The sequence below is a fragment of the Bradyrhizobium tropiciagri genome (genome assembly GCF_018130545.1).
GTDB lineage: Bacteria > Pseudomonadota > Alphaproteobacteria > Rhizobiales > Xanthobacteraceae > Bradyrhizobium > Bradyrhizobium tropiciagri_A.
Window position 1 is genome coordinate 757237 of sequence record NZ_JAFCKF010000003.1, and the last position, 26299, is coordinate 783535.

25 protein-coding genes are annotated in these 26299 nt (G+C 63.6%); 13 read left to right on the top strand and 12 right to left on the bottom strand.

Translation table 11 applies throughout. The features are described 5' to 3' along the window. Positions 1-21: 21 nt before the first annotated feature. The 3 genes from JQ616_RS16295 to JQ616_RS16305 all read left to right on the top strand — a co-directional run bounded on the left by JQ616_RS16295 (position 22) and on the right by JQ616_RS16305 (position 4314). Positions 22-774 (top strand): GntR family transcriptional regulator, encoded by a 753-nt coding sequence (locus JQ616_RS16295; RefSeq protein WP_212015856.1) that lies wholly within the window; start codon positions 22-24, stop codon positions 772-774. Between the two features lie 146 nt (positions 775-920). Then, positions 921-3893 (top strand): FAD-binding and (Fe-S)-binding domain-containing protein, encoded by a 2973-nt coding sequence (locus JQ616_RS16300; protein WP_212015858.1) that lies wholly within the window; start codon positions 921-923, stop codon positions 3891-3893. Continuing rightward, a complete protein-coding gene (locus JQ616_RS16305) occupies positions 3886-4314 on the top strand; it encodes a GlcG/HbpS family heme-binding protein (RefSeq protein WP_212015860.1) in 429 nt (142 codons plus the stop codon). Before JQ616_RS16300 ends, JQ616_RS16305 begins: the two co-directional genes overlap by 8 nt. Positions 4315-4670: 356 nt before the next feature. Here JQ616_RS16305 and JQ616_RS16310 read toward each other — a convergent pair whose 3' ends face one another. The 3 genes from JQ616_RS16310 to JQ616_RS16320 form a co-directional block, all read right to left on the bottom strand. Beyond that, positions 4671-5450: an enoyl-CoA hydratase/isomerase family protein gene (locus tag JQ616_RS16310; RefSeq protein ID WP_212015861.1), complete on the bottom strand. Its 780-nt coding sequence runs from the start codon at positions 5448-5450 to the stop codon at positions 4671-4673. Between the two features lie 78 nt (positions 5451-5528). Further along, positions 5529-7628, bottom strand: coding sequence for a molybdopterin oxidoreductase family protein (locus JQ616_RS16315; RefSeq protein WP_212015862.1), 2100 nt, complete (start codon positions 7626-7628; stop codon positions 5529-5531). Positions 7629-7751: 123 nt separating this feature from the next. Then, positions 7752-8822: an ABC transporter substrate-binding protein gene (locus JQ616_RS16320; RefSeq protein ID WP_249136812.1), complete on the bottom strand. Its 1071-nt coding sequence runs from the start codon at positions 8820-8822 to the stop codon at positions 7752-7754. A gap of 150 nt (positions 8823-8972) precedes the next feature. Here JQ616_RS16320 and JQ616_RS16325 point away from each other — a divergent pair, with 150 nt between their 5' ends. Both JQ616_RS16325 and JQ616_RS16330 read left to right on the top strand, forming a co-directional pair. Continuing rightward, complete coding sequence (locus JQ616_RS16325) at positions 8973-9947, top strand: Bug family tripartite tricarboxylate transporter substrate binding protein (RefSeq protein WP_212015863.1); 975 nt, start codon at positions 8973-8975, stop codon at positions 9945-9947. Between the two features lie 38 nt (positions 9948-9985). Then, entirely contained in the window at positions 9986-10687 is a 702-nt protein-coding gene (locus tag JQ616_RS16330) for a molybdate ABC transporter substrate-binding protein (protein ID WP_212015864.1), read from the top strand. Positions 10688-10701: 14 nt separating this feature from the next. On the opposite strand, the gene JQ616_RS16335 is transcribed toward JQ616_RS16330, so the two are convergent. Next, positions 10702-11508 (bottom strand): SDR family NAD(P)-dependent oxidoreductase, encoded by an 807-nt coding sequence (locus JQ616_RS16335; RefSeq protein ID WP_212015865.1) that lies wholly within the window; start codon positions 11506-11508, stop codon positions 10702-10704. Between the two features lie 79 nt (positions 11509-11587). On the opposite strand from JQ616_RS16335, the gene JQ616_RS16340 reads away from it, so the two are divergent. The 7 genes from JQ616_RS16340 to JQ616_RS16370 all read left to right on the top strand — a co-directional run bounded on the left by JQ616_RS16340 (position 11588) and on the right by JQ616_RS16370 (position 18272). Beyond that, positions 11588-12331, top strand: a complete 744-nt coding sequence (locus tag JQ616_RS16340) for a GntR family transcriptional regulator (protein WP_212016338.1) — start codon at positions 11588-11590, stop codon at positions 12329-12331. Between the two features lie 42 nt (positions 12332-12373). Next, entirely contained in the window at positions 12374-13405 is a 1032-nt protein-coding gene (locus JQ616_RS16345) for a TRAP transporter substrate-binding protein (RefSeq protein WP_212015866.1), read from the top strand. Positions 13406-13446: 41 nt separating this feature from the next. Next, on the top strand, positions 13447-13959 hold the full coding sequence (locus JQ616_RS16350) for a TRAP transporter small permease (protein ID WP_212015868.1): 513 nt from the start codon (positions 13447-13449) through the stop codon (positions 13957-13959). A gap of 15 nt (positions 13960-13974) precedes the next feature. Beyond that, a complete protein-coding gene (locus JQ616_RS16355) occupies positions 13975-15270 on the top strand; it encodes a TRAP transporter large permease (RefSeq protein ID WP_212015870.1) in 1296 nt (431 codons plus the stop codon). Between the two features lie 93 nt (positions 15271-15363). After that, positions 15364-16050: a cyclase family protein gene (locus JQ616_RS16360; protein ID WP_212015872.1), complete on the top strand. Its 687-nt coding sequence runs from the start codon at positions 15364-15366 to the stop codon at positions 16048-16050. Positions 16051-16077: 27 nt separating this feature from the next. Then, positions 16078-17073, top strand: a complete 996-nt coding sequence (locus JQ616_RS16365) for a Bug family tripartite tricarboxylate transporter substrate binding protein (RefSeq protein ID WP_212015874.1) — start codon at positions 16078-16080, stop codon at positions 17071-17073. 104 nt (positions 17074-17177) lie between these two features. Further along, positions 17178-18272, top strand: coding sequence for an amidohydrolase family protein (locus JQ616_RS16370; RefSeq protein WP_212015877.1), 1095 nt, complete (start codon positions 17178-17180; stop codon positions 18270-18272). A gap of 6 nt (positions 18273-18278) precedes the next feature. Here the strand turns inward: JQ616_RS16370 and JQ616_RS16375 are convergent, their stop codons facing one another. From JQ616_RS16375 to JQ616_RS16405, 7 genes are all read right to left on the bottom strand, one after another. Beyond that, positions 18279-18548 carry a hypothetical protein gene (locus tag JQ616_RS16375; protein ID WP_212015879.1) on the bottom strand — a complete coding sequence of 90 codons (270 nt, stop codon included), beginning with the start codon at positions 18546-18548 and terminating at the stop codon, positions 18279-18281. 137 nt (positions 18549-18685) lie between these two features. Then, positions 18686-19423, bottom strand: coding sequence for a Crp/Fnr family transcriptional regulator (locus JQ616_RS16380; protein ID WP_212015881.1), 738 nt, complete (start codon positions 19421-19423; stop codon positions 18686-18688). Positions 19424-19662: 239 nt separating this feature from the next. After that, positions 19663-20502, bottom strand: coding sequence for a phosphodiesterase (locus JQ616_RS16385; protein WP_212015883.1), 840 nt, complete (start codon positions 20500-20502; stop codon positions 19663-19665). A 9-nt stretch (positions 20503-20511) separates the two neighbouring features. Next, positions 20512-21570: an ABC transporter ATP-binding protein gene (locus JQ616_RS16390; RefSeq protein ID WP_212015884.1), complete on the bottom strand. Its 1059-nt coding sequence runs from the start codon at positions 21568-21570 to the stop codon at positions 20512-20514. Continuing rightward, positions 21567-22352 (bottom strand): ABC transporter permease, encoded by a 786-nt coding sequence (locus tag JQ616_RS16395; RefSeq protein WP_212015885.1) that lies wholly within the window; start codon positions 22350-22352, stop codon positions 21567-21569. Before JQ616_RS16395 ends, JQ616_RS16390 begins: the two co-directional genes overlap by 4 nt. 4 nt (positions 22353-22356) lie before the next feature. Continuing rightward, positions 22357-23172, bottom strand: coding sequence for an ABC transporter permease (locus JQ616_RS16400; protein ID WP_212015886.1), 816 nt, complete (start codon positions 23170-23172; stop codon positions 22357-22359). Positions 23173-23209: 37 nt separating this feature from the next. Then, on the bottom strand, positions 23210-24217 hold the full coding sequence (locus tag JQ616_RS16405; protein ID WP_212015887.1) for an ABC transporter substrate-binding protein: 1008 nt from the start codon (positions 24215-24217) through the stop codon (positions 23210-23212). Positions 24218-24309: 92 nt separating this feature from the next. Here JQ616_RS16405 and JQ616_RS16410 point away from each other — a divergent pair, with 92 nt between their 5' ends. Then, complete coding sequence (locus JQ616_RS16410) at positions 24310-25554, top strand: zinc-dependent alcohol dehydrogenase (RefSeq protein WP_249136814.1); 1245 nt, start codon at positions 24310-24312, stop codon at positions 25552-25554. Between the two features lie 37 nt (positions 25555-25591). Here JQ616_RS16410 and JQ616_RS16415 read toward each other — a convergent pair whose 3' ends face one another. After that, positions 25592-26296, bottom strand: coding sequence for an ABC transporter ATP-binding protein (locus tag JQ616_RS16415; protein WP_212015888.1), 705 nt, complete (start codon positions 26294-26296; stop codon positions 25592-25594). Positions 26297-26299: the final 3 nt, after the last annotated feature.

Below are 26299 nucleotides of genomic sequence, written 5' to 3' on the forward strand. Positions count from 1 at the left end.
CGGCAAATTATTGTTCAGAATATGAAATCCGCGATTCCCGAGACCGGGGTTCCGATCACCCCGCCAACCGCCGGCAATGCCAACGACCGCCAGGAGGCCTCGCTGCATGGCGAGGTGCTGCTGCGGCTGCGCGACTATGTCGTGGAAGGCAACATTCCCGAAGGTGCCCGCGTTCCCGAACGACAGCTCTGCGAAATGCTCGGGATCTCGAGGACGCCGCTGCGTGAGGCGCTCAAGGTGCTGGCCGCCGAAGGCCTGATCGAACTGTTGCCCAACCGCGGCGCGCGGGTGCGCCAGCTCAGCCAGCGCGACCTCGAGGAATTGTTCGACGTGATGGCAGGGCTCGAGAGCCTGGCCGGACGACTGGCCTGCGAGCTGATCACCGACGAGGAAATCGCCGCGATCGAGCGGCTGCATTACGAGATGTACGGCCACTATCTGCACCGCGACATGCACGGCTATTTCCAAATCAACCAGCAGATTCACGAAAGCATCGTCGCGGCCGCGCGCAACGAAACGCTGAAGACGACCTACGCCAATTTCGCCGGCCGGATCCGCCGGGTGCGCTATTCGGCCAATTTCGCCCGCAAGCGGCAACGGTGGGGCGAGGCGATGCGCGAGCACGAGGCGATCCTCGATGCGCTGCGCCGGCGCGCGGCAAGCGAGCTCAGCGATATCCTGTTCCAGCACCTGCGCAACAAGCGATCGGCGGCGATCGATCACCTCGCGGAAGGCCAGGACACCAATCTGGAAACGACGCCTCAGGGCGACTAAAGGGTGAGCCCAAAGGACAGCAAAGGAATCGCCAGGGGATCGCGATCCTTGCCCATTTTGAATTCATAATGTAATTCTCAAATCGAGAGAATGCATAATCCACGAGCAGGCGCCAGCATCGCGCCATGGATCACATCGGATCTGGGATGAAGAACGCCTCCTCGCTCGAACAGCGCCTGCGGTCCGAACTGACCGGCGACGTCTTCTTCGACGCCTTCAATCGCGGCCGCTACGCGACCGACGCCTCGTTCTACCAGATCATGCCCGCCGGCGTGGTGGTGCCCCGCACCATCGATGAGGCGCTGCGGACGCTTTCGATCACCCGCGACGCCGGGCGGATCGTCACCCCGCGCGGCGGCGGCACCTCGCAATGCGGCCAGACCGTCAATGACGGCATCGTGGTCGATCTCTCCAAGCACCTGAACCGGATCGTCTCGCTCGACGTCGAGAACCGAACCTGCGTGGTCGAGCCCGGCATCGTGCTCGACGACCTTAACCGGCAACTCAGGAAGCACGGGCTGTGGTTTCCGGTCGACGTCTCCACCGCGTCGCGCGCCACGATCGGCGGCATGGCCGGCAACAACTCCTGCGGCGGCCGCTCGCTGCGCTACGGCACGATGCGCGACAACACGCTGTCGATGGATGCCGCGCTCGCCGACGGCACGCTGCTGCATTTCGGCGAGGTGCCGCGCGACCTGACGCGGATCAATGCGTCCGACAGCGGATTGAAGCTGTTCCGCGACATGCTCGATCTCGGCGAGCGCGAGGCGGCCGAGATCGCGGACAAATTCCCCAAGGTACAGCGCCGCGTCGGCGGCTATAACCTCGACGCGCTGGTGCCTCGCAACGCGCCGAACAACATGGCGCATCTTCTGGTCGGCTCCGAGGGCACCCTCGCCTTCACGACGCAGGTCGAGCTGAAGCTGTGGCCTGTGATCCGCAACAAGGCGCTCGGCGTCTGCCATTTCGGCAGCTTCTACGAGGCGATGGATGCGGCCCAGCATCTGGTCAAGCTGCGGCCCATTGCTGTGGAGCTGGTCGATCGCACCATGATCGCGCTTGGCCGCGAGATCGCGATGTTCCAGCCGATCATTTCGGCCGCCGTGCGCGGCGATCCCGATGCGATCCTGGTGGTCGAGTTCGCCGAGGAAGATCAGGCCGACAATCTCGCGCGCCTCAAGCAGCTCGGTGCGCTGATGGGCGATCTCGGCTTCGGCTGGGACAAGCCGCAACGCAAATGGGGCGGCGTGGTCGAGATCGTCGAGCCCGCGCTGCAGACCGGTATCGCCGATTTCCGCGCCGCCGGCCTCAACGTCATGATGTCCATGAAGCAGGAGGGCAAGCCGGTCTCCTTCGTCGAGGATTGCGCGGTGCCGCTGCCGCATCTCGCCGACTACACCGAACGGCTCAATGCGGTATTTGCGAAGCACGGCACCCGCGGCACGATGTATGCGCACGCCTCCGAAGGCTGCCTGCATGTGCGCCCGGTGCTTAATCTCAAGCTCGAGAAGGACGTCAAGGCAATGCGCGCCATTGCCGAGGAAGCCTTCGAGCTGGTGCGCGAATACAAGGGCTCGCATTCCGGCGAGCATGGCGACGGCCTGGTGCGCTCGGAATTCCACGAGACCATGTTCGGGCAGCGCATCGTCGCCGATTTCCGCGAGGTCAAGCAGCGCTTCGATCCCGGCAACACGCTCAATCCCGGCAAGATCGTCGACCCGCCGAAAATGGACGACCGCTCGCTGTTTCGCTTTTCGCCGGACTACCGCGTCAAGGATCTGAAGACGGTGCTGGACTGGTCGGCCTATCCCGGCGCTGGCGGTGGTTTCCAGGGCGCCGTCGAGATGTGCAACAACAACGGCGCCTGCCGGAAGCTCGAAGGCGGCGTGATGTGTCCGTCCTATCGTGCGACCCGCAATGAAAAGGACGTCACCCGCGGCCGCGCCAATACGCTGCGGCTTGCGATCTCGGGCCAGCTCGGGCCCGATGCGCTGGCCTCCGACGAGATGATGGACACGCTGAAGCTCTGCGTCTCCTGCAAGGCCTGCCGCCATGAATGCCCCACCGGCGTCGACATGGCCAAGATGAAGATCGAGGTGCTGGCGGCGCGCGCCGCAACGCACGGCCTGTCGCTGCGCGACCGGCTGGTCGGCTATCTGCCGCACTATGTCGATCTCGCCTCACGCTTCGCGCCGATCGCGAACTGGCGCAACCGCAGCCCGTTGCTGCGCGCGCTGTTCGAGAAGCTCGCCGGCATCAGCGCCAAGCGTGCGTTGCCGGAATTTCGCCGCGACACGTTCCGGCCCGACGCCACCGTGCTGGGTCCGGCTGACGGCCGCGAAGTGGTGCTGTTCGCCGATACGTTCAACCGCGGTTATGAGCGAGAGAACCTCGACGCCGCGATCGAGGTGCTCGTTGCCGGCGGCTATCGCGTGCATCTGCCCAAACCATCGGACGGCGCCCGGCCGCCGTGCTGCGGCCGCACCTTCCTGTCGGCCGGACTGGTCGAGCAGGCCCGTGCGGAGCTCGACCGGCTGGTTGCGACCTACGCGCCGTTCGCAGCGCGCGGCGTGCCGATCATCGGACTGGAGCCGAGCTGCCTTCTCACCTTGCGCGACGAGCTGCTGTCGCTGCGTTCGGATGACGCCGCGAAGAGCGTCAGCGCACACGCTCTGCTGTTCGAGGAATTCCTGGTGCGCGAAGCTGAAGCCGGACGACTGGCGTTGCCGCTCGGCGCAGTTGCCGGCAAGGCCGTCGTGCACGGCCATTGCCACCAAAAATCCTTCGGCGCGTTCAAGCCGGTGGAGAAGGTGCTGCGGCTGGTGCCGGGGCTCGAGGTCAAGACGATTGAATCGAGCTGTTGCGGCATGGCCGGCGCGTTCGGCTACGGCGCCGACACCTATCAGGCCTCGATCGAGATGGCCGAGCTGTCGCTACTCCCGGCGGTTAGAGCTACCGATCAGGACACGCTGATCGTGGCCGACGGCACCTCCTGCCGGCACCAGATCAAGGACGGCAGCGGCCGCACGCCGCTGCATGTCGCCAGCGTATTGGCGATGAGCCTGAAACGTGCGAAATCCAATTCAGATCAATCGATAAAGGAAGAGGCCCATGGCTGAGCTCACTCTCGACACCGCCCGCAAGATTCTGGATGCCGCCCTCGCCAAGGGCGTCGAGAAGAAGCTGAAGCCGCTGGTCGTCACCATCCTCGACGCGCGCGGGGCGGTGAAGGTGATCGCGGCGCAGGACGGCACCAGCCTGATGCGGGCCGAGATCGCTCATGGCAAAGCCTATGGCGCGCTGGCGCTCGGCATGGGATCGCGGGCACTGTTTCAGCGTGCGCAGGAGCAGGCCTACTTCATCGATTCCGTGAACACGCTGGCGCAGGGCCGGCTGGTGCCGGTCCCCGGCGGCGTGCTGATCATGGACGGCGCCACTCTGCTCGGCGCTGTCGGCGTCAGCGGTGATACCTCTGACAATGACGAGATCTGCGCCGTGGCCGGCATCGAGGCCGCAGGCCTGAAGGCCAACGCGGGCTAGAGCGCAATCGATTTAGTCGAATTGCCGCCGCGACGGCACCGCGCCCCCTCGCCCCATTCTTACGGGGAGAGGGTTGGAGTGAGGGGCTGTCTCCGCCTAAGCGGAAATGGTTGCGTTCGCGGAGGCCCATCACCGGAATGCATCATGCGTTCCGACTCTTCCCAGACGGGTCGTTGCGAGCAAGACTGCACAATTTCGGAATAATGGAAATAAAGCACTGAGTTGCCCGACGTGTCAAGCGGCCTTGTCGAACGCCAGCCGCCGTCGGCTACTTTGCATGGGGTTGTTTTCGATGTTTTGATCGTGCGGACCTGCGGCGGCCGCACGCGGCCGCCGTGAACACGCCCGGTGATGCCTCAGCGCCCGGTCCAGGTCGGCTTGCGCTTCTCGCCGAAAGCCTTGAGGCCTTCCTTGGCGTCCTCGGTCATCGCAAGCAGCGCGATCTGGCTTTCGGTGTAGGCGATGCTTTCGTCGAACGACATCGCAGCGATCGCGCGCATGGCGTATTTGCCGCGCCGGATCGCGGTCGGTGACTTGTCGACGATGCGGCCGATCAGCCAATCGACCTTGGCGTCGAGCTCCGCCGCCGGCACGACATAGTTGAGCAGGCCCGCGGCCTGGGCAGCCTTGGCGTCGAACGGCTCGCCGGTCAGCGCCCATTCGTTGATGAGACGTGCGGGGGCGATCGATTGCAGCAGGCTCAGCACCTGCATCGGAAACACGCCGACCTTCACCTCAGGCAGGCCGAAGATCACGCCATCGGCGGCGACCGCCATGTCGGTCATGCACAGCAGTCCCATGCCGCCGGCCATACAGACGCCGCCGACCCGCGCGATCGCGGGTTTTGTGGCGTTCTGCGACAGCCGCAGCAGATCGGCGTAGTCGACATTGGGTCGCGAGAAATCCATCGAGAATGCCGCGCCGCTGTTCTGCAGATCAGCGCCGGCGCAGAACGCCTTGTCACCCGCGCCGGTCAGCACGATGACGCGCACGTCCTTGTCGTCATGCGCCTCGCGATAGCCCTTTGCGATACCCGCGATCACACCGGCATTGAGCGCGTTGCGCTTGTCCGGGCGGTTGATGGTGATCCAGTACGCCTGCCCGCGCTTTTCCAAGAGGACGCTGTTGTCGGTCATGTTTCCCGCCTGTTTCTTGCCTGTGTGCTGTTGTCAGCCCACATTTGCGGCAGGATCGGCGCCGACTGCAAGCAGGATTTAAGCGGCGGCCTGCGCCTTCCTGATCCAGACCTTGTTGTCGTGGAACGCGGCGCCGCCGAGCGGCGCGACGGCCTCCGCCCCGGTCAGCATGTTGATGCCGCGGCCGCCGATATGGGATTTATTCGGGTGAATCGATTCCGCGATCAGCACGCCGCGGCGCACCCCATCGAACAGTTTTGCAGTCAACGTGGTCTCGCCGCGCATGTTGCCGAGCGTCACCGCCTCGCCATCGGCGATCGAGAGCGCGGCCGCATCATCGGGATGGATCATCACGGTCGGCGCGCCCTCGCGGGCCTGCGACGACGGCGTTTCGTTGAAGCTGGTGTTGAGGAAGCTGCGCGACGGCGACGTCGCGAGCCGGAACGGATGCTGTGCGTCCGCCTGCTCGATGATGGTCCAGTGGTCGGGCAGCGAGGGCATCTTGTCCCAGGCGCCCATCAGCCCGCCGGTCCCGACCGGCACCTTGCCCCACTCGACCTTGAAGTGGAATTTCTTGTCGGCGTGGGCAAAGCCGTCGAGATAGTGCGAGGTGCGGAAATCCGGTTGCAGGTCGCGCCACAGCTCGGCCTCGAGCGTATCGATATCGCCGTGCCCGCTCTTCTTCAGCGTCGCATCGATCAATTCGCGCGGCGTCATGTCGAAGCCGGGATGCACGGCGTTGAGCCGACGGCCGAGCCCCTGCATCACCTCGTGATTGGAGCGGCACTCGCCGGGCGGATCGATCAGCTTGGGGCCAACCGAGATGTGCTGATGGCCGCCGCCGTAATAGAGGTCGTCGTGCTCCATGAACATCGTCGCCGGCAGCACGATATCGGCCATCTGCGCCGTCTCGGTCATGAACTGCTCGTGCACCGCGACGAACAGATCCTCGCGGGCAAAGCCCTGGCGCACCAGCGCCTGCTCGGGCGCCACCGTCATCGGATTGGTGTTCTGGATCAGCATCGCCTTGACCGGACCGCCGCCGCGTAGCGCTTCGGCATCGCCGGTCAGGATACGACCGATCTTCGACTGATCGAGCACCCGCGTCGAGGGATCGATCGCGTCGTGGCCTTCGATGATCGACTCATCGAAGCGCCAGATTCCCGCATTGTTGAAGAACGCGCCGCCGCCCTCGTACTGCCAGGCACCGGTAACCGCGGGAATGCAGGTTGCAGCGTGCATCTGCGCTGCACCGTTGCGACTGCGGGTGAAGCCATAGCCCAGACGGAAGAACGAGCGCTTGGTGGTTCCGACCAGCCGCGCGAACGCCTCGATCTCCTCGACCGGCACGCCCGAGATCGCCGAGGCCCATTCCGGCGTCCGCGTCTTCAGATGCGCTTCCAGTTCGTCGGGGCAATCGGTGTAGCGCGCCAGGTACTCGCGATCGGCAAATCCCTCGCGGAACAGCACGTGCATCACGGCGCAGGCGAACGCGCCATCGGTCCCCGGCCGCAGCAGGATCTTGATGTCGGCCTGCTTCATGGTCTCGTTGTTGTAGACGTCGACCGCCGCAATCTTCGCGCCGCGCTCCTTCCGCGCGCGCGAGGCATGCGTCATTACGTTGACCTGGGTGTTCACCGGATTGGTGCCCCAGATCACGACGAGGTCGGAGACGCCCATCTCGCGCGGATCGACGCCGGCGATCTTGCCGGTCCCGGCGGCAAAGCCGATGCGCGCGATGGTTGCGCAAATCGTGCCGTAGAAGCGCGAATACTTCTTCACATGCGACAGCCGGTTGAGGCCGTCGCGCATCACGAGCCCCATCGTGCCCGCGTAGTAATAGGGCCACACCGATTCAGCGCCGAACTCGCGCTCGGCGGCGTCGAACCGCGCCGCGATCTCGTCCAGCGCCTCGTCCCAGGAAATCCGCGCGAACTGGCCCGAGCCCTTCGGCCCGGTCCGGCGCATCGGATACATCAGCCGTTCGGCATGATGAATCCGCTCCGCATAGCGCGCCACCTTGGCGCAGACCACGCCGGCCGTATAAGTCTGCTGCTTGGAGCCGCGGACCCTGCCGATCGATCGTCCCTCGATGACTTCAACATCGAGCGCACATGCCGAAGGGCAGTCGTGCGGACAGGTGGAATGGCGGATATCGACCTTGGCATGCTGGTTCATGGCGAGATTGGTAACATCAAACGCCCGCTCCGCCGAGGGGCATTATTGACCCAGTCCGGGCGAAAACGGCGCATGAGCCATGCGGCAAGCGCCGAGACCGGCCTGCTATCCCCCATCCACAAGTCAAACGCGGAAGATGCGGGTGTAGCGCGCCTTGATCGCATCCCCTTCCCGCTCCACCGCGGCAGGATCATCCTTCATCGTCTTGATGTCCTTCAGCGGCTTGCGTCCGGCCTTCTCCGGGACCTGCGCGTGGACCGACCTGAGGCCGCCGATCTCGATGTTGAGCTGCTGCCCCTCGCGGCTAAGCGCGAAGGACTGGAACAGCCTGGCGGCATTCGGATGCGGACAGTCCTTGAAGATGCCATTCGGGCCAACGATGAGCGGTGACCCTTCGGTGGCGTAGACGGGCTCGACCGGGCGGCCCATCTCTTTCATCTGAAAGATGTTGTACTCGTTGCCGTCGGCCATGACAGCGCGTTCGCCGAGATCGAGCTTCTTGGGTGGATCGGTCGAGGACTGCACCTGCATGATGTTCTGCTTGGCAAGCTGCTCGAAGAAGCTCCAGCCGAGATCGCGCTGCATCTGATAGGTCGCGGTCATGATGGTGCCGCTATAGCCGGGATGCCCCTTGACGATCTTGCCCTTCCATTTCGGGTCGAGCAGATCGGCAAAGCTCTTCGGCGCCTCCTCGGCCTTCACCAGATTGGTGTTGTAGGCAATGATCGACAGCCAGACCCGGAAGCTCGCGAACTGACCGTCCGGATCGCGATGCTCCTCCGGATAGAATCGTGCGACCTCCTCCGGGACATAGGGCGCCAGAATGCCGTCACGCTTCCACACGATGAAATGCGCGGCATCGGAGGAGTTGACGACGTCAACGGCGTGAATGTTGCTGGAATATTCCTGGCCGACCCGCTGGAACACGCGCTCCGCGCCGGTGCGTTCAACACGCACGGTGACACCCGCGTATTTGGCTTCGAACGCCTTCGCCAATTTCTCCGCGACCGGCAGATCGGTCGAGGTGTAATAGACGACCTGCCCCTCTTTCTTCGCCGCCTCGATCAATGTCGGCGTCACCGGTTCCGCAGGCGGCGCGGCGGCCATCACGCGCGTTGAAAAAGCGGCCCCTGCCAGCACGGCACTGGTGCCCTTCAGCATCGCGCGGCGCGATAGCCCAGGATGTTTCCTCATATGATTCCCCGCACTCCGTGGCGAAGTTGGCTACACCGTCTTCCCGCCCTTATTCCGATGCGCGAAAACGGAGTCTGTCGTCGACAGACGCTTCAGGTTGCAGCTAGACTTCTCGCCAAGAAACAAGACTAAAGTTGGGGGAAACGATCGATGGCGGGCTTTCGGTGCGCCTTGGTGTTCGTCGCCGCGTTGCTGAGCGTGTCCGTCTCGGGCCCGCATGCGGCCGCCGAGGACTACCCGGCGCGGCCGGTCAGGATCATCGTTCCTTTTGGTCCCGGCGGACCGGCCGACGTCGTGGCGCGGCAGATCGGCAGCATCCTGCAGGAAGGTCTCGGCCAGCCCTTCGTGGTCGAGAACCGCACCGGCGCCGGCGGCGTGATCGGCACGCTCGAGGTCGCCAAGGCACCGGCCGACGGCTACACCCTTCTGATGATGTCGAACACCCAGACCGCGAATGAATCGCTGGTGCCGCAGCGCAAATATGAGTTGATGCGCGATCTGACGCCGATCGCATCGCTGAACACGTCGGACCTCGTGATCGTGGTCCACCCCGATGTGCCGGCGAAGACGCTGCAGGAATTCATCGCGCTTGCAAAGGCGCAGCCCGGAAAGTTGAACTATGCTTCGTCCGGTCAAGGCACGCCGTATCACATGGCCGGCGAATTGTTCAAAGCCATGGCCGGGATCGACATCGTGCACGTGCCCTATCGCAACAGTGGCGAAGCCCGCAGCGGCATCATCGGCGGTCAGGTCCAGATGATGATCGATGCCGTTCCGGCGATGGCGCCGAATGTCGCCGAACACCAGGTGCGGGCACTGGCAACAACCGGCAAGACGCGCTCGACGGTGCTATCAGACGTTCCGACCGTGATCGAGGCCGGCGTTGCCGGATACGAGGCGACGATCTGGCTTGGCCTGATGGCCCCGGCGGGGACACCGAAGCCGATCATCGACAAGCTCAACACGGCCGTCAACGCCGCGATCAAACGGCCGGACGTCGAGAAGCTTTGGGCCACGCAAGGCGCGATGCCGATGCCGATGACGCCGGAGGCATTCGACAGTTTCCTGCGCGCCGATATCGTGAAGTGGGCAGACGTCGTCAAACGGCTGGACAAGGCCCAATAAGCGAGCTGCGGCAGGACGTGGCAAATGGAACAGCGGACATGAAGACGTTGAACATCCTGAGCGGAGGCGCGGCGCAGGGCCTGGTGCGCAGCCTCGGACCGGCATTCGAATCTGAAACCGGCCTCGGCATTGCCGGCGATTTCGGTGCGGTCGGAGCCATGGCCGACAGACTGCGCGCCGGCGTTCCGACCGATATCGTCATCCTCACCGCGGCCCTGATCGCGACGCTTGCTGATGAAGGACTCGTTGCGCGGTCGTCGATCACCGACATCGGCCGCGTTGAAACCGCCCTCGCCGTTCGCACAGGCGATCCGCTGGCGCGCGCTGAGGATGCAGCCAGCCTGCGCGCGGAGTTGCTTGCGGCGGACGCGATCTTCGTGCCGGATATCCAGGCCTCGACCGCCGGCATTCACGTCGCTAAGGTGCTTGCACAACTCGCCATCGCTGATGTCGTTACGGACCGGCTGAAGGTCTTTCCAAACGGCGCGACGGCGATGCGGCATCTGGCCGAGTCCAATGACCGGCGACCGATCGGCTGCACGCAATCGACCGAGATCATCAGTACAATGGGCGTCGTGCTGTCGGGCACCTTGCCGCCAGGATGCGGGCTAGCGACCATGTACACCGCCGCCGTTGCGACGCAGGCGTCGGCCGCATCTCAGGCACAACGCTTGATCGCGCTGCTGACCTCGCCGGCGACGTCGGAGCTACGCAACCGGGTTGGCTTCGTCTCCGGCTGAATCACCCTCTCATCTCAGCGCGCCAGCTGCGTGAGGCCCGTCGGCGGGCCATCGACCGCGGTCCAGCCGCCATCGACGAACAGCGTGCTGCCGCTGACATAGCTCGCCGCATCAGATGCAAGGTAGGCGACAGCAGTGGCGACCTCGTCGGCGCTGCTCCAGCGATTGAACACGGTGTGGCCGGCATAGAGATTGTAGATATCGGGCCGTTGCTTGAATGGGCCGGTCAGCGCGGTCTCCGCGATGCTCGGCGCGATCGCGTTGACGCGGACGCCGGACCGCCCGACCTCGGACGCGAAGCCCTTCACCAGAAGACCGATTGCTGCCTTGGTCGATCCATAGACCGCAAGCCCCGGCTCGATCGTCACCGCGCGCACCGAGGAGCAGGCGATCAGGCTGCCGCCCTGCTGCGCGACCATGATCCGGCCGAAGGCCTGGAAGAACCACACCGTGCCCTTGATATTGAGATTGATGACGCGGTCGAGATCCTCCTCGGTGTAATCGAGGATGGTCTTGCGGATGTTCAGCCCCGGCGTCGTCACCGCGATGTCCACGCGCTGAAATTCCGCCTGCGCCTTCGCCGCCAGCGCCTCGACATCGGTACGGTCAGCAGCATCGCAAGCGGCGGCCGTGGCCGATCCGCCCTGCTCGCAGATCGCAGCAGCCGTCGCATCCGCGCCATCCAGCGTGCGATCGGCACACAGCACGCGTGCGCCGAGCGACGCCAATGCTTCAGCAGATGATTTGCCGATACCCGAGGCGGCGCCCAAAACCACGGCGGTCTTGCCGGTGAGATCAAACAGCTTGCGGTAGTCGGTCATGAGCCCCCCGGATGCGAGCGATGCGCGTTTGCCTTCCACGATCGATTCATATACTAATATATCAATTTTGGGAGCAACAATGCCGGCCCGCTCACCGAAAAAGTCCGAGCTTCGTAACCGCGCCGGCCACCGGCGGACCGGCCGCCCACGGGCTGCAACAGCGGCCGCCCGAATCTATGCTGAGCTGCGCGCCGAACTCGTCTCATTACAGCGCAAGCCGGGCGACCCGATCCTCGAGACCGAGATTGCGCGCTCCTATGGCGTCAGCCGGACACCGGTGCGGGAAGCCATCCTGCGGCTGTCGGACGAGGGCCTGGTCGAAATTTTTCCGCAGTCCGGCATCTTCGTGTCGCGCATCCCACTCGCTGCCCTGCCCGAGGCGATCATCGTCCGCAGATCGCTGGAGGAAACCATGACGCGGATGGCGACCGAGTGCGCCAGCTCCAGCCAGATCCTCGGCCTGCATGCGATCCTCGAACGCCAGCGCGAGGCTGGGACGGCCGGGGATCGCGAGGCATTCCATCAGGCCGACGAAGCCTTTCACGCAGCCATCGCCGACGTTGCCGGACACCCCGGCATCTGGAAACTGATCTTGCAGGTCAAAGTTCACGTCGACCGCTTCCGACGCCTCACCCTGCCCCAGCGCGGGCGGATGGCCGAGGTCATCGCAGAGCATGAAGCCATCATGACCGCGATCGAGGCGCGCGACGCCACATCCGCCGGCGCCGCGATGGTCACCCATCTCGAACGGCTGCTGGCCGACATCTCCGCCACCCAACACAACAATCCGGAATTCTTCGACCAGCGAAGCGAGCCGACATGACCGCGGCCGGACACCGGCCAGACAGTTTTGGAAGGAAACAACATGAACCCACCTGATCGAGCGCAGCACCGCGATGGCCGGCTCAACCGCCGCGACGTCATCAAGATCGCTGCCGGCCTCGGCGCGGTCGCGGCGACCTCGACGCAGACGGCCCTCGCCCAGTCGAAGGCGGTGTTGAAGGCATCGGACGTCCAGCCGCCTGGCTACCCGACCGTGGTCGCGACGGAAAATCTCGGCAAGAAGCTCGCGGAGGCGACCAAAGGCCGCTTGTCGGTGCAGATGTTCCCCTCGATGCAGCTCGGCGGTGAGAAGGAAACCATCGAGCAGACCCAGATCGGCGCAATCCAGATGCTGCGCGTCAGCGCGGGCTCGATCGGCCCCATCGTCGACGACATCAACGTCGTCAACATGCCCTTCCTGTTCAAGCATATGGCTCATGCCGAGCGGATGATGGATGGCCCGATCGGCCAGGAGTTGCTGGACAAGATCACGGCGAGCCCGAATGCAGGCTTGGTTGCGCTGTGCTGGATGAATTCCGGAGCGCGCAGCCTCTACAACACCAAGCGCGCGATCAAGACGATCGCCGACATCAAGGGCCTCAAGTTCCGCGTGATCGGCAACCCGATCTTCATCGACATGATGAACGCGCTTGGCGGCAATGGCGTCGCGATGGGCTACGACCAGGTGTTCAGCGCGCTGCAGACCGGCGTTATCGACGGCGCCGAGAACAATCCGCCGAGCTACGTCTTCAGCAATCACTACACCGCGGCGAAGCACTTTTCGCTCACCGAGCACCTGATCGTACCCGAGGTGCTGGTGTTCTCGAAGCGAGCCTGGTCTGCGCTCTCGGCCGATGACCAGACGCTGATCAAAAAGCTTGCCCGCGAAGCACAGATGGAAGAGCGCGGGCTCTGGAACACCTACGAGCAGCAGGCGATGGACAAGGCGAAGGCCGCCGGGTGCGAGATCATCGAGATCGCGGACAAGACGCCATTCCAGAACGCGGTCAAACCGGTGTGGGACAAGTATGGCCCGAAATACCAGGACATGATCGGGCGTATCCAGTCGGCCTGACGCGGCGTCAACCGGACACCGACAACTGACAGGACAAGGATATGGCCGGATCATATCGCCGCGCGATGGACTATCTGTACCTTGCCTGCGTCATCACAGGCTGTGCGGCGCTGGTACTGATTTCTGCAGTCATCCCCTGGGCGGTGTTCACCCGCTATGTGCTGAACAGCGCAGCATCCTGGCCCGAGCCGCTCGCGGTGCTGCTCACCATCGTCGTGACGTTCATCGGTGCGGCCGCCGGCTATCGGCTCAACCTGCACATGAACGTCGGATATTTCGCCGGCAAGCTGCCTGACCCGCTGCGCAATCTCGCGGACCTCGTCGTCCAGCTGCTGATGGGGCTGATCGCGCTGTTCATGATCATCTGGGGCACCCGGCTCGTCGAGGTGACCTGGTACAACACTATCGCCGACTTCCCGTCGTTGTCGGTCGGCGTCACCTATCTTCCGATCCCGATCGGCGGCGCCTGCCTGCTGCTGTTCATCATCGAGCGGATTTTTCTGGGTGCGCCGCCCGATCCGATCGGCCCGCATCGCGACGCATCGATCGACTGACCACGGGAAGCAACCATGGATATCTCCATCCTGCTCGCGACCATGCTGCTCTGCTTCCTGGTCGGCATGCCGATCGCCTACTCGCTGGCGATGGCGGCTATCGTCGGCGCCTTGTGGATCGGCATCCCCCTGGAAGCGGTGATGCTGAAGATCTCGGACGGCGTCAGCAAGGTCGCGATGCTGACGATCCCGTTTTTCGTGCTGGCCGGCGCGATCATGGCGGAGGGCGGCATGGCCCGACGCCTGGTTGCGTTTGCCGACGTGCTGGTCGGACTGACCCGCCTGCGTGGCGGCCTTTCGATCGTCAACGTGCTGGCGACGACATTCCTGAGCGGCATTTCCGGATCGGCGGTCGCCGATACGTCCGCGATCGGCTCGGTGATGATCCCGCAGATGGAAAAGAACGGCTATCCGCGCGTATTCGCGACCAATCTGACGATCACCTCCTCGGTGCAGGCGCTGCTGGTGCCGCCGAGCCACAATGCGGTGCTCTACTCGCTTGCGACGGGCGGAACGATCTCGATCAGCGCCCTCTTCATGGCCGGCGTATTCCCGGGGCTGCTGCTCGGCTTCTCGCTGATCATTTTGTGCCTGGCCGTCGCCTACCGCGAAAAGCATCCGCACGGCCAGACCGTGCCGGCGAAGGACGCCATCCGGATCGCCATCGATGCGGCCTGGGGCCTGATCACCCTCGTCATCATCCTGGGCGGCATTCTCGGCGGAATCTTCACCGCCATCGAAGCCGGCGCCGTCGCCTGCATCTGGGCGTTCTTCGTCACCATGTTCATCTATCGCGACTACCGCTGGCGCGATCTGCCGGTGCTGCTGCATCGCACGCTGCGCACCGTCGCGATGGTGATGACGCTGATCGCATGCGCTTCCAGCGTCGGCTACATCATGGCGCTGACGCAGATGCCGGCAAAGATGACCGCCTTCTTCCTGTCGATCTCCGACAACAAATACGTCATCCTGCTGCTGATCAACGTGTTGCTGCTGGTGCTCGGCACGCTCGTCGACATGGCGCCGTCGATCCTGATCGCAACGCCGATCCTGTTGCCGGTCATGAAGAACTTCGGCGTCGATCCGGTCCATTTCGGGATGATCATGCTGCTCAATCTCGGCATCGGCCTGTGCCACCCACCGGTCGGTGCGATCCTGTTTGTCGGCTGCGCGGTCGGCAAGGTCACGATCGAGCAGGTGATGCGCAAGATCTGGCCGTTCTACGCGGTGATGTTCTTTGTCCTGATGTGCGTGACCTATCTCCCTGAGATCTCGCTATGGCTGCCACGGCAGCTCCAGGTCCTGCACTGAGCGCAAGCGGCATCTTGCGCAAGCACGGCAAACCCGTCAGCATTGCGGGTAGAAGCGCGCCTGCGCCAGCTCCGTCAAGAAAGGGCAGCCATCGTGAGGATCGTCGACCTGAGCCGAGAGCTCTATCATCGCACGCCGAGCTATCCCGGCCATCCGCCGATCATGCACGGAATGTGGAAGAACCACGAGGAAGCCCTGGCGGAGTCGCGCAATGTCTATGGGCTGGCATCGATGTTCATCTCGATGCCCGATCACGGTGGAACCCATATCGATGCGCCCCGGCACTTCGGCCCAAGCGGTATCCCGATCAATGAATATCCGCTGGAGAAGTGCATTGTGCCGGGCATCTGTCTCGACCTCCGCCACATCGCACCGCGTGCCGAGATCACGCCATCCGATCTCGAAACGGCCGTGAAGGCGGCCGGACGGCCGATCCCGAACGGCGGTACCGTCCTGCTCTGCACCGGCCATCATGCGCGGACGTTTCCGCGCAAGGAATATTCGACCGAGAATTCCGGCGTGAATGTCGCGGCCACCGAGTGGCTGGCGAAACAAGGCATCGTTCATTTCGGCATCGACTCGATGCGCCCGGGCCCCGACAGCGACGAGAACCTGCTGGTTCACAAGGCCTGCCTCGACCTCGACATCACCCACATCGAAAGCCTGTGCAATCTCGAAACCCTCCTTGGTCAGGGACCATTCACCTTCATCGGCCTGCCGATGAAATGGCGCGACGGCACGGCATCGCCGATCCGCGCGGTAGCGGTATTCGATCTTTAGCGCCGCGATGCGGATGAGGGATGTCCGATGACAGGCAGCCAATCGGCCCCTCGCTCGCGGCGTTCCATCCTGAAAGCCGGTGGCGCGCTCGCGATCGCGGGCCTCATCGGCGAGGCCAGGGCCGCCGGCTATCCGGAACGCCCGATCAAGATCATCGTGCCGTTCGCGCCGGGCGGACCGACCGACATCATGGCCCGCATCCTCGGCACTCATCTTGGCCAAGCGCTCGGCGGCACTATTGTGGTGGAGAACCGTCCCGGCGGCGGCGGCAATATCGGGATCGGCATTGCGGCACATGCCGAGCCTGACGGCTATACGCTGCTGATCACGTCAAGCGCCTATGTCGTCAATCCGGGCCTCTACGCCAAAATCCCGTACGACCCCGACAAGGACTTTGCGCCGATTGCCGAGCTCGGCACGTCACCGAACGTGATCCTGGTCGATCCGAAGCTCGGCATCAATTCGATTGTCGATCTGATCGCGCGCGCCAAGGCCAATCCGGACGAACTGAACTATGCGAGCCCGGGCCTCGGAACGACGCCGCATCTCGCGGGCGAGCTGTTCAAGATCATCGGTCGGATCCAGATGACGCATGTGCCGTTCTCCGGCGCTGGCCCGGCGATCCAGGCGATCCTGAGCGGAACCACCCAGGTTGCCTTTGCGGCGCTGCCGCCTGCCCATCCACACATCGAGTCCGGCGCGCTGAAGGCGCTGGCCGTCACCGGAACTCATCGCTGGTTCGATTTGCCTGATGTCCCGACCATGATCGAGCTCGGCTACAAAGATTTCGTTTCCGACACCTTCCAGGGCTTTCTCGCACCGGCGAATACGCCCTCCTCCGCCGTCGCGTTGCTGTCGGCGAAGTCGATCGAGATCCTGAAGCGGCCAGAGATCGCCGAGCAGCTGCGCAATGATGGCTTCGAGGTGCTGGCGAACGGCCCCGACGGCATGCGCAAACGCATCGCGGACGAAGTGCCGAAATGGCGCGACATCATCGCGAAGGCCGGCATCAAGCCGGTCTGAGCAGATCAACATTGCGCGACACGCACAGCGTGTGATCTTGCGACCGCAAGCCGGCATCCCTACGCTCCCCGCCCATAACAAAACAAGACAGGGAGGCGATCGTCATGACCACAAGGCGGGATTTCCTGAAGGCGGGCGCAACGGCGGCGGCAGGCATCGTGTTCTGCGGCTGTGGGCTCGTCCACGACGCGAACGCGCAGCAATCGCGCCAAAAGTTGCCGGTCAGCATCGACGGCAAGCGCGTCAAGACGATCGACATTCATTCGCATTGCCACTTCCGCGAGGCGGGCGCCCTGCTCGGCGCTGACGCCGGAAAATACCAACTGCCGCCGGTCAACGGCGCCGCTGAAGCGTTCATCGAGATCGACAAGCGCCTGGCCGCGATGGATGCGCAGGCCGTCGACATGGAGGTGCTGTCGATCAACCCGTTCTGGTACGATCGCGATCGCGATCTGGCCGGAAAGATCGTGAAGATCCAGAACGAAAAGCTCGCCGAACTCTGCGGCTCGAAACCGGAGCGCTTCGCGGCCTTCGCCTCGCTGACGTTGCAGGCGCCGGACCTTGCGGTCCAGGAACTGGAGACTGCGGTCAAGAAGCAGGGCCTGAAGGGTGCGGCGATCGGCGGCGTGGTCGACGGCGTCGAATTCTCCGACCCGAAGTTTCACCCGGTATGGGCCAAGGCCGAGGAACTCGGCGTTCCCCTGTTCATCCACCCGCAGGGCGTGCCCGAGCTCAACAAGCGGCTGTCAGGCAATGGCTGGCTCGGCAACACCATCGGCAATCCGCTGGAGACCACGATCGCGCTCTCTCATTTGATCTTCGAGGGTACGCTCGACCGCTTCCCGGGATTGAAGATCATTGCCGCGCATGGCGGCGGCTACCTTCCGTCTTACGCCGATCGCTCGGACCATCCCTGCCTTGTTGGACCCAAGGGATGCAATCCGGAGATCAAGCTGCAGAAGGCGCCGACCGAATACCTCAAGCAGATCTATTTCGACTCGCTGATCTTCACGCCCGAGGCGATCCGGCATCTCGCTGCCCAGGTTGGCGCCGGCCAGATCGTGCTGGGCAGCGACTATCCCTATCCGTGGCAGTTGGCGCCGGTCGACCACATCTTCGCCTGCGCGTCGCTGAGCGATGACGACAAGGCCAATATTCTCGGCCGGACCGCGGCCAAGCTGCTCGGTGTTGCGGCGTGAGGACGATCAGTAGGCTCTCACCGTCCGCATCTGATTGCGCGGCTGAGCCGTGGGTGCCGGCTCAGCGACGTTGGGCACCGGATCGGCGTACACGGCTTCAGTTCCAGCGAACTCCGCTTGCGCCGCGTCCGATATCCATTTCACTGCCGCGGGGTGGCTGACCAGCATCCCGAACAGCGCAACGATCACCAGCATCGGCAAAGCGATCAGCTTGATGCTGAAGCTTTGGTAGTTGTGCTTCGGGTCCTGCCCTCGATTGTCGAATGAGCCCTGCATGGATTCCTCCACATTGCGGATGTGATCCACCGAGGGTTCACTTACCGCAGGGCACGCGAGGACTATGTGAATGGTTTCACAGGCTTTGTCCGGTTCACCGCTTCGTGAACCCCGAGCGGGCTGAGCCGCCGAAGCGGCTACTCGCCGTCGTCAGCCCCGGCGTCGACCAGCTCTTGCAGCGACTCGGGCTTCAGCACGACGATCGCGCCATGCTCGAGCCTGACCCAACCGCGGGTCGCCCATGCGCGGAGCTGCTTGTTGATGCTCTCGCGAGTCATGCCGACCATCTCGCTGATCTCCTGCTGGGTGATCGAGATGGTACGCCCCTGCGGCTTGTGCTTGTCGCTCAGGCGTAGCAGCGCGCTCGCCAGACGGCCGGGCAAGTCCTGCAGGATCACCTGCTCGACCTGGTCGCTGGTCCAACGCAACCGCGCGCACAGCAGTTCGATGAACTTCATCGCCAGCGTCGGCTGGCTGCGCACGAAGGGAATGAACTCGCGGCGGTCGATGACGAACAGCTCGCAATTGGTGTTGGCGGTGGCATCGGCGGTCCGCGACAAGCCGTCGAGCAGCGCGATCTCGCCGAAGATTTCGCCCGCCTCGATCAGGTTCAGGATCGCGTTGCGACCATCCGGCGACGAGATGCTGATCTTGACCGTGCCCGAAATCACCGCGATCAGGCTGGTGCCCGGATCGCCCTTCGAGAAAATCGTCGTGCCGCGCTTCAGCGTCGTGTGCTTGGCATAGCGGCAGAGCTGATCGAACGCCTCGGGCTCGAGATCGGCGAAGTAGGGATGCTTGCGTAGCACCGACAGCTTGTTGTTCGAAAACGACGGCGCGCCGGCAGTTCGTTCTATGGGAAGCGCACCGGTCATATTGATCCAGACTGAATATGTTGCGTTCGATCGGCGCGCCAGCAGCGCGGGCACCGACGAAGCCATCGATCAATGAAAGTGGACGCGACTATAACCCCGCCGGAGGCCTACAGCAACAAAAGGTCCGGACCGGTAGCATCGGGATAGAGGGCATCCAAAGTACAATTTGGAATAAATATGTTCCTTTACAACGCTCAATTGCAGGCAGCGGCCGCTGTTTGACGGCCGTTCGAGCCGGCTCACAGCAGCTTGCCGTCCGGCCCAAAGAACGGGTGCGGCCCGTCAAACTGGCCGATCGGGACCTGGTGCGTGACCAGCTGTCCGAAATCCTGTCCAGGAAACCAAGTGTGCAGGTGAAAGGCAACCGGTTCCACCTTGAACGACGGCTCGCGAAGCTGGCCAAGGTCCAGATCGACCGCGTGGTTCGGCGCGGGGCATAGTGTCACGGGGACCCCGGCAAAGGTCGTCAGCATGGCCCGGTGGACGTGCCCGCAGCCGATCAACCGCACCCGCGGGTGACGCCTGACGATTGCCGCCAACGCGTCGGCATTGAAAAGATCCTGCCGGTCCATATGCCAGATGCCGCCCTTGAATGGCGGGTGATGCAGGAAGAGCAGCGCCGGCCGGTTTGCCCCTGTCGCCAACGCCGCATCCAGCCATTGCAGCGTGGACGCTTCGAGCACACCATGCGGCTTGCCGGCGACGCTTGAATCCAGCAACAGGAGATCGAGGCCGCTCACCTCGATCTTCTGGTCGAGCGGACCCGTTACATGGACATAGGGCGCGGCTGGAAACGCGGCGCGCATCCACTCACGCGAGTCGTGATTGCCGGGAATTCCGGCAAACGGAACGCGCAGCGGAGCGAGCAAGCGCTTCAGATAGTCGTATTCCTCGACCGAGGGCGTATCCACGAGGTCGCCAGAGATGACGACGAAATCCGGTGCAGGCTCGAATGCGTTGAGCGCCGCCACACAGCGTTCAAGAGCCTTCGCGGTATCGACCCGGCCATAGGCTAGCGCGCCCGGCGGCTTAATGTGGAGGTCAGATATCTGCGCGATCAGGACCGGTTTCGACGGCATCGATGGATCTCAGGGTTCGGAAGGGAGAAGACGGACAGCGTCGGGCGTGATTGAAAGCCCTATTCGATCGCCGACCTTGGCCTGGATCGTGTTGGGCGCGTCGACATTAAGCGGCTTGCTCGATGCACCGCTCACGACAATTCGCTGCCGGTCGCCGATGAAGCTGACGGAATCGACGATGCCCGCGAGCCGCCCGCCCCCAGCGTCCACAACACGAATGGTTTCGGGGCGGATCATCACGGTCGCGTTCGCACTCGTCGGACCACCTTCGACCTGCAATCGTCCACCGGGCAGGGTCAATGCGCCGTTCTCGATCGGGGCTTCCACGATGTTCGCCGCTCCAATGAACTCCGCGACGAACCGATCCTTGGGTGCGAAGTAGACTTCGCGCGGCGTGCCGATCTGGGCGATCGCGCCTTTCCGCATCACGACAATGCGGTCGCCCAACTCCATGGCTTCGGCCTGATCGTGGGTGACATAGATCGTCGTGATCCCAAGCGCGCGCAATAACCGGTTGAGCTCACTTCGCAGCCGGTCCCGCAGGGCGGCGTCAAGGGCGGTCAAGGGCTCATCGAGCAGCAAGATGCCGGGCCGGATCGCGACCGCACGCGCCAGTGCGACGCGCTGACGCTGGCCGCCCGAAAGCTGCTCGATGCGGCGGTTCTCCAATCCCGTGATGTTGGTGAGGGCGACCAGCTCGGCAACGCGCGCGGCACGCTCGTCCCTGGCAACACCGCGGATCTTCAAGCCATAAGCGATGTTGTCCGCTACCGTCATGTTGGGGAACAGGGCGTAGGATTGAAACACCATCCCGACATTGCGCCGCTCGATCGGCACCGAGGTCATGTCTTTGCCGTCGAACAGGACCTTGCCGCCTGCATCCGGCAGCTCAAGGCCTGCAATGATGCGCAGCATTGTGGTCTTGCCGCAGCCGGACGGGCCGAGCAGCACCAGCGTCTCGCCGCGCGCGATGTCGAGCGTTGCCGGATCCAGCGCGCGGGTGCCGTCGGCAAAAGTCTTGCCGCACGCCTCGATCCGCACCGCTGCACCGTGACTGGTCGTACTCATCGCTTGTGATCCCTGTCGGCCAGCAGTTGCATCGCGACCAGGAGCGGAATGATCATCACGAAGAAGATCAAAGTATAGGCCGAGGCCACTTCGAGCCGCATCGAGGCATAACTGTCGGCGAGCCCGATCGGCAGCGTTTTCGTCAATGGCGTGTGCAGCATCCAGGTCAGATTGAACTCACCGAGCGACAGCGTGACCACCATCAATGCGCCGGCGAGGATTCCCGGCAACGCGTTGGGCACGATGACATCGCAAAAACGCCGCCACGGCGAGGCGCCCAGCGAGGCGGCGCCCTCATCGAGCGTCTTGATGTCCACCGTCGCAAACACCGCCATGACCGACCGCACCATGAACGGCATGGTGAAGATCACATGTCCGACCAGGATGAACAGCCAGGAACGGCGGAAGCCACCAAAGCTCCCATAGGTCAGCAGCAATGCGAGCGCAATCGCGAGTCCGGGGATCGCCAGCGGCAGCGTGATGATCTCCTCGACGATGCGGGCAAGCCGGCCTCCCCGCGTATGCAGGGCGTAGGCTGCGGGAACACCGGCAAGCAGCGTGACGACAAGTGTCGCAAAGGCGATCACGAAGGAGAGCAGAATGGTGCCGGCATAGAGCTCCCAGACCTGTGCGACCCATTGCAGGGTCACGCCGGACTGGATGCCCCGGAAATAGTTGACGGTCACCCCCGCGGAAATCGAAAGGCCTGCGGGCACGACCAGGAATGCCGCGACGAGCAGCGTGAAGATGAACTGGCTGGTGAAGATCAGGCGATCGCGCATTCGGTCACCCGGCTGCCGCAACCGCGCTGCCGCTGAAGGTGCGGGCGAGCGCAAGGATGAGCCAGGTAATCAGGCCAAGTCCGACAGACAGCGCGGCTGAGGTCGCGAAATTGGCCGCCAGCGTGAACTCGGTGTAGATCAGCATCGGCAGCACGTCGATGTTCGTTGCCAGCGTGAAGGCGGTCCCGAAGGCCCCCATCGCAGTCGCAAACGCGATCGCACCTGACGCGACGAAGGCCGGCGCCAGCGCCGGCAGCACGACGTCGCGCTGCACCGCCCAGGGGCTGGCGCCAAGCGACCGCGCGGCCTCCTCCAGGCCGACATCGAGCTTTTGCACGGCGGCCATGATGGTCAGGATCACACGCGGGATCGAGAAGTAGAGATAGCCGAGGAAGAGCCCGTAGATCGAATAGGCGAAGACGAACTTCTCGCCGAAAATCCGGTTCGAGAGATCACCGATCAGCCCTTGCCGGCCCGCAAGCAGGATGATCATGAAGCCGACCACCACGCCGGGAAATGCCAGCGGGAAGGTCAGCATCGCGATCAGCACCGCCCTGCCGGGAAAGCGGTGCCGCTGCAGGAACATTCCGGCGATCGTCGCCACGATCAGCGTGACGACCGTGGTTGCCGCCGCCAACAGCACGGTATTGATCAGCGTCGCGCGATAGCGGCCTTCGGTCAGGATGGCGAGGTATCCGGCGAGCCCGTGCGGCCCTTCGGCGCCAGCGACCACCAGCCGTGCCATCGGCAACATAAAGAATGCCGAGGTCACGACCGCGAGCGGCAGCAGGCAGAGCCAAACGAAGGATTTTTGCGACATTGGAAGAATGGTGCCCCGCGAGGGACACCATATTGCCTCAGCGAACCTCGGCGAGATAGCGGTCGACGAAGGCTTTTTGCACGTTTTCCATCTCGCCCCAGTCGACGCTCTTGGCGCGGGCGTAGTCGCTGTCGGGGAGGAATTTGCCCTTCACGGAAGCCGGCAGTTCGATTGGGCGGGCCGGCCGCAGATAGGCATTGGTCCAGATCGCCTGCCCCTTGTCGGACAGAAGATAGTCCATCACCTTCTTGGCCTTCTCCTTGTCGGGCGCGTTCTTCACGAGACCGACAACATAGGGAAACACCACCGAGCCCTCGCAGGGAATCACAAACTCGAAGTTGCCCTTCTCCGAATACTTTGCGCGATAGGCGTTGAAGTCGTAGTCGAACAGGATCGGCATTTCACCGGAGACGACGCGGGCATATGACGTCTGCTTGGGCACGATCGGATCGTTCTTGCGCAGCTCCTTGAAGAAGTTGATCGCCGGATCGAAATTGCTGGGCGAGCCACCGAGTGCCAGATTGACGGCGACCGCGCCGACATAGCCGACCGCCGCCGACGACGGATCGAGATAGCCGACCATGCCCTTGTAGTCGGGCTTCAGGAGATCCTTCCAGCAGGCCGGCACCGGCTTGCCGCCGAGCGCGTCCTTGTTCACGAACAGGCCGAGCGTGCCGGAGTGGATCGTGGTCCAATAGCCGTCCGGGTCCTTCAGGCCGGCGGGGACCTGATCCCAATGCGCGGGCTTGTAGGGCTCCAGCGCATCCTGGGCCTTGGCCTTCATGCCGAAGGTCACGCCGAAATAGCCGATATCACCGACCGGATTGCTCTTCTCGGCCAGGATCTGGGCCAGCGCCTGGCCGGAGTTCTTGTTGTCGTGCGGGATATCGTAGTTGAGGTCCGCCTTGATGGCCTTCAGCATCGAGGCCCAATCCGCCCACTCCGGCGGGCAATTGTAGCAGATCACGTCGGCCGCCTTGGCGGATTGCCACGGCGCGATCAGTGTCAGCGCCAGCAACGCAAGGACAAGGCGGACGGTCTTCATGGGAGGCTCCGGTCTGGGAGAGGATGCAATGAGGATTTCAACATCAACCGGGCGACCAAGTATAGGCCGCGTATGAAGGTTTTGCGACGCGCTTGCTGCCGTGCAGCAAATGCAATGTCAACGATGGGACCCTCGCCGCCGCCGGTCGTTTGGCGCTAGGCTGCCAGCCAAAAGAGGAAGCGCCCATGTACCAGCCCACTGGCGTCAAGACATCGTCCGACCTTCCCGTCCCCGACCTGATGAAAGCCTGGGTCCTTGGCGACCCCGACCAGCTCCTGCTTCGCGAGAAGCCAACGCCGATCCCGTCGCGTGCCGAGGTCCTGGTACGGATCGACGCGGTCGCGATCTGCGCCACCGATCTTGAGATCATCCATGCCGGGTCGCCGGCGAGCATTCAGGGCGGCGCGCCCTTCAACAAGAACTTCACACCGGGGCACGAGTATATGGGCATGGTGGCCGCACTCGGTCCTGATGTGGACGAGTTCAAGATCGGTCAGCGGGTCAGCGTCGAAATCCACGCAGGCTGCGGCCAATGCAAACGCTGCCGCCAGGGCATGTACACATCCTGTCTCAACTATGGAAAGCCGGAGAAGGGTCACCGCGCCAACGGCTTTACGACTGACGGCGGATTCGCCGAATACGCGGTCAATCACATCAATACGCTGGCGCGCGTCCCGGAGACCATGAGCGACGCGGAAGCGACGCTTGTGGTCACTGCCGGAACGTCAATGTATGGCTTGACGGAATTGGGGGGATTGGTGGCCGGCGAGAGCGTCGTGGTGATCGGCCCGGGGCCGATCGGACTTCTCGCAGTTGCTGTGGCCAAGGCGCTTGGCGCAAGCCCGGTGATCCTGACCGGCACGCGCAACAAGCGGCTCGCGATCGGCGGGGAATTGGGAGCCGATCGCGTCATCAACATCAACGACGAAGACGCCGTTGCGGTCGTGAAGCAACTCACAGGGGGGATCGGTGCGGATTATGTCGTCGAATGTGCCGGCACCGAAGCGACACTCAACCAGGCCATTCACATGACCAATCGCGGCGGCAAGATCTGTCTGGCCGCCTTCCCACACGAGGCCGCGACGCTGGACATCGCGCATCTGGTGCGGAACAACATCTACGCCTACGGCATCCGCGGCGAAGGCAAGAGCGCCACCCACCGCGCCATGGAACTGATGGCCGCGAAGCGATTCGACGCGACCAAGATCCACACGCATACTTTTCCGCTAGCCGACCTGCCGACGGCGCTGAGATATGCGCGAGACCGCGTCGATGACGCGATCAAGGTTGTCGTCACCAATCGTAAGGCTGACGCAATCGCGAGCGCTGCGGAATAACGCTTTGTTCGCGTGGTCGCAGGAGCACTGATCCGGCTCACACCGAACAGTATCGCTCCTTGATCTCGTCGTCGGCCAACAGCTCTTGCGCGGACGCATGGTGCACCACGGCCCCCTGATCGAGGACGTAGGCCCGATCGGCGATACCAAGCGCAAGTTCGACGTTCTGCTCGACCAGCAGAACCGTCGTTCCCTGCGCCTTCATGCTGCGGAACAGCTCGAACATCTCGTCGACCAGCACCGGCATGATGCCCTCCGACGGCTCATCCAGCATGATCAAATCGGGCTTTGCGATCATCGCGCGCGCGATCGCCAGCATCTGCTGCTCGCCGCCGGACATCGTGACCGCCTCCTGATCCATCCGCTCGGCCAGTCGCGGGAAGATCACTGCGATCTCGTCGATCAGTTCCGTTTCCCGCTTCTTCTGCTTTGATGCCACCAGCCCGAGCCGCAAATTTTCGTGCACCGACAGCCCCTGCACGATCCGTCGCTCCTCGGGAACATAGGCGAGCCCCAACGCGAAGCGCACATGGGCCGGCTGGCGCAGCAGCTCTTCACCTTTGAAGGCGACCGAGCCGCGCGTCCGCCCCATCAAGCCCATGATCGATTTCAGCGTCGTCGTCTTGCCGGCGCCATTGCGGCCGATCAGACAGACGATTTCGCCGCGGGCGACCTCGAGACTGATGTCCTGCAGCGCGTGGCTTGCGCCATACCAGGCATTGAGCTTGCTGATCTGCAGCATCCC

Coding starts and splice junctions, on each gene's coding strand:
- JQ616_RS16295 (WP_212015856.1), top strand. CDS start 22: ATGAAATCCGCGATTCCCGAGACCGGGGTTCCGATCACCCCGCCAACC.
- JQ616_RS16300 (WP_212015858.1), top strand. CDS start 921: ATGAAGAACGCCTCCTCGCTCGAACAGCGCCTGCGGTCCGAACTGACC.
- JQ616_RS16305 (WP_212015860.1), top strand. CDS start 3,886: ATGGCTGAGCTCACTCTCGACACCGCCCGCAAGATTCTGGATGCCGCC.
- JQ616_RS16310 (WP_212015861.1), bottom strand. CDS start 5,450: ATGACCGACAACAGCGTCCTCTTGGAAAAGCGCGGGCAGGCGTACTGG.
- JQ616_RS16315 (WP_212015862.1), bottom strand. CDS start 7,628: ATGAACCAGCATGCCAAGGTCGATATCCGCCATTCCACCTGTCCGCAC.
- JQ616_RS16320 (WP_249136812.1), bottom strand. CDS start 8,822: ATGAGGAAACATCCTGGGCTATCGCGCCGCGCGATGCTGAAGGGCACC.
- JQ616_RS16325 (WP_212015863.1), top strand. CDS start 8,973: ATGGCGGGCTTTCGGTGCGCCTTGGTGTTCGTCGCCGCGTTGCTGAGC.
- JQ616_RS16330 (WP_212015864.1), top strand. CDS start 9,986: ATGAAGACGTTGAACATCCTGAGCGGAGGCGCGGCGCAGGGCCTGGTG.
- JQ616_RS16335 (WP_212015865.1), bottom strand. CDS start 11,508: ATGACCGACTACCGCAAGCTGTTTGATCTCACCGGCAAGACCGCCGTG.
- JQ616_RS16340 (WP_212016338.1), top strand. CDS start 11,588: ATGCCGGCCCGCTCACCGAAAAAGTCCGAGCTTCGTAACCGCGCCGGC.
- JQ616_RS16345 (WP_212015866.1), top strand. CDS start 12,374: ATGAACCCACCTGATCGAGCGCAGCACCGCGATGGCCGGCTCAACCGC.
- JQ616_RS16350 (WP_212015868.1), top strand. CDS start 13,447: ATGGCCGGATCATATCGCCGCGCGATGGACTATCTGTACCTTGCCTGC.
- JQ616_RS16355 (WP_212015870.1), top strand. CDS start 13,975: ATGGATATCTCCATCCTGCTCGCGACCATGCTGCTCTGCTTCCTGGTC.
- JQ616_RS16365 (WP_212015874.1), top strand. CDS start 16,078: ATGACAGGCAGCCAATCGGCCCCTCGCTCGCGGCGTTCCATCCTGAAA.
- JQ616_RS16370 (WP_212015877.1), top strand. CDS start 17,178: ATGACCACAAGGCGGGATTTCCTGAAGGCGGGCGCAACGGCGGCGGCA.
- JQ616_RS16375 (WP_212015879.1), bottom strand. CDS start 18,548: ATGCAGGGCTCATTCGACAATCGAGGGCAGGACCCGAAGCACAACTAC.
- JQ616_RS16380 (WP_212015881.1), bottom strand. CDS start 19,423: ATGACCGGTGCGCTTCCCATAGAACGAACTGCCGGCGCGCCGTCGTTT.
- JQ616_RS16385 (WP_212015883.1), bottom strand. CDS start 20,502: ATGCCGTCGAAACCGGTCCTGATCGCGCAGATATCTGACCTCCACATT.
- JQ616_RS16390 (WP_212015884.1), bottom strand. CDS start 21,570: ATGAGTACGACCAGTCACGGTGCAGCGGTGCGGATCGAGGCGTGCGGC.
- JQ616_RS16395 (WP_212015885.1), bottom strand. CDS start 22,352: ATGCGCGATCGCCTGATCTTCACCAGCCAGTTCATCTTCACGCTGCTC.
- JQ616_RS16400 (WP_212015886.1), bottom strand. CDS start 23,172: ATGTCGCAAAAATCCTTCGTTTGGCTCTGCCTGCTGCCGCTCGCGGTC.
- JQ616_RS16405 (WP_212015887.1), bottom strand. CDS start 24,217: ATGAAGACCGTCCGCCTTGTCCTTGCGTTGCTGGCGCTGACACTGATC.
- JQ616_RS16415 (WP_212015888.1), bottom strand. CDS start 26,296: ATGCTGCAGATCAGCAAGCTCAATGCCTGGTATGGCGCAAGCCACGCG.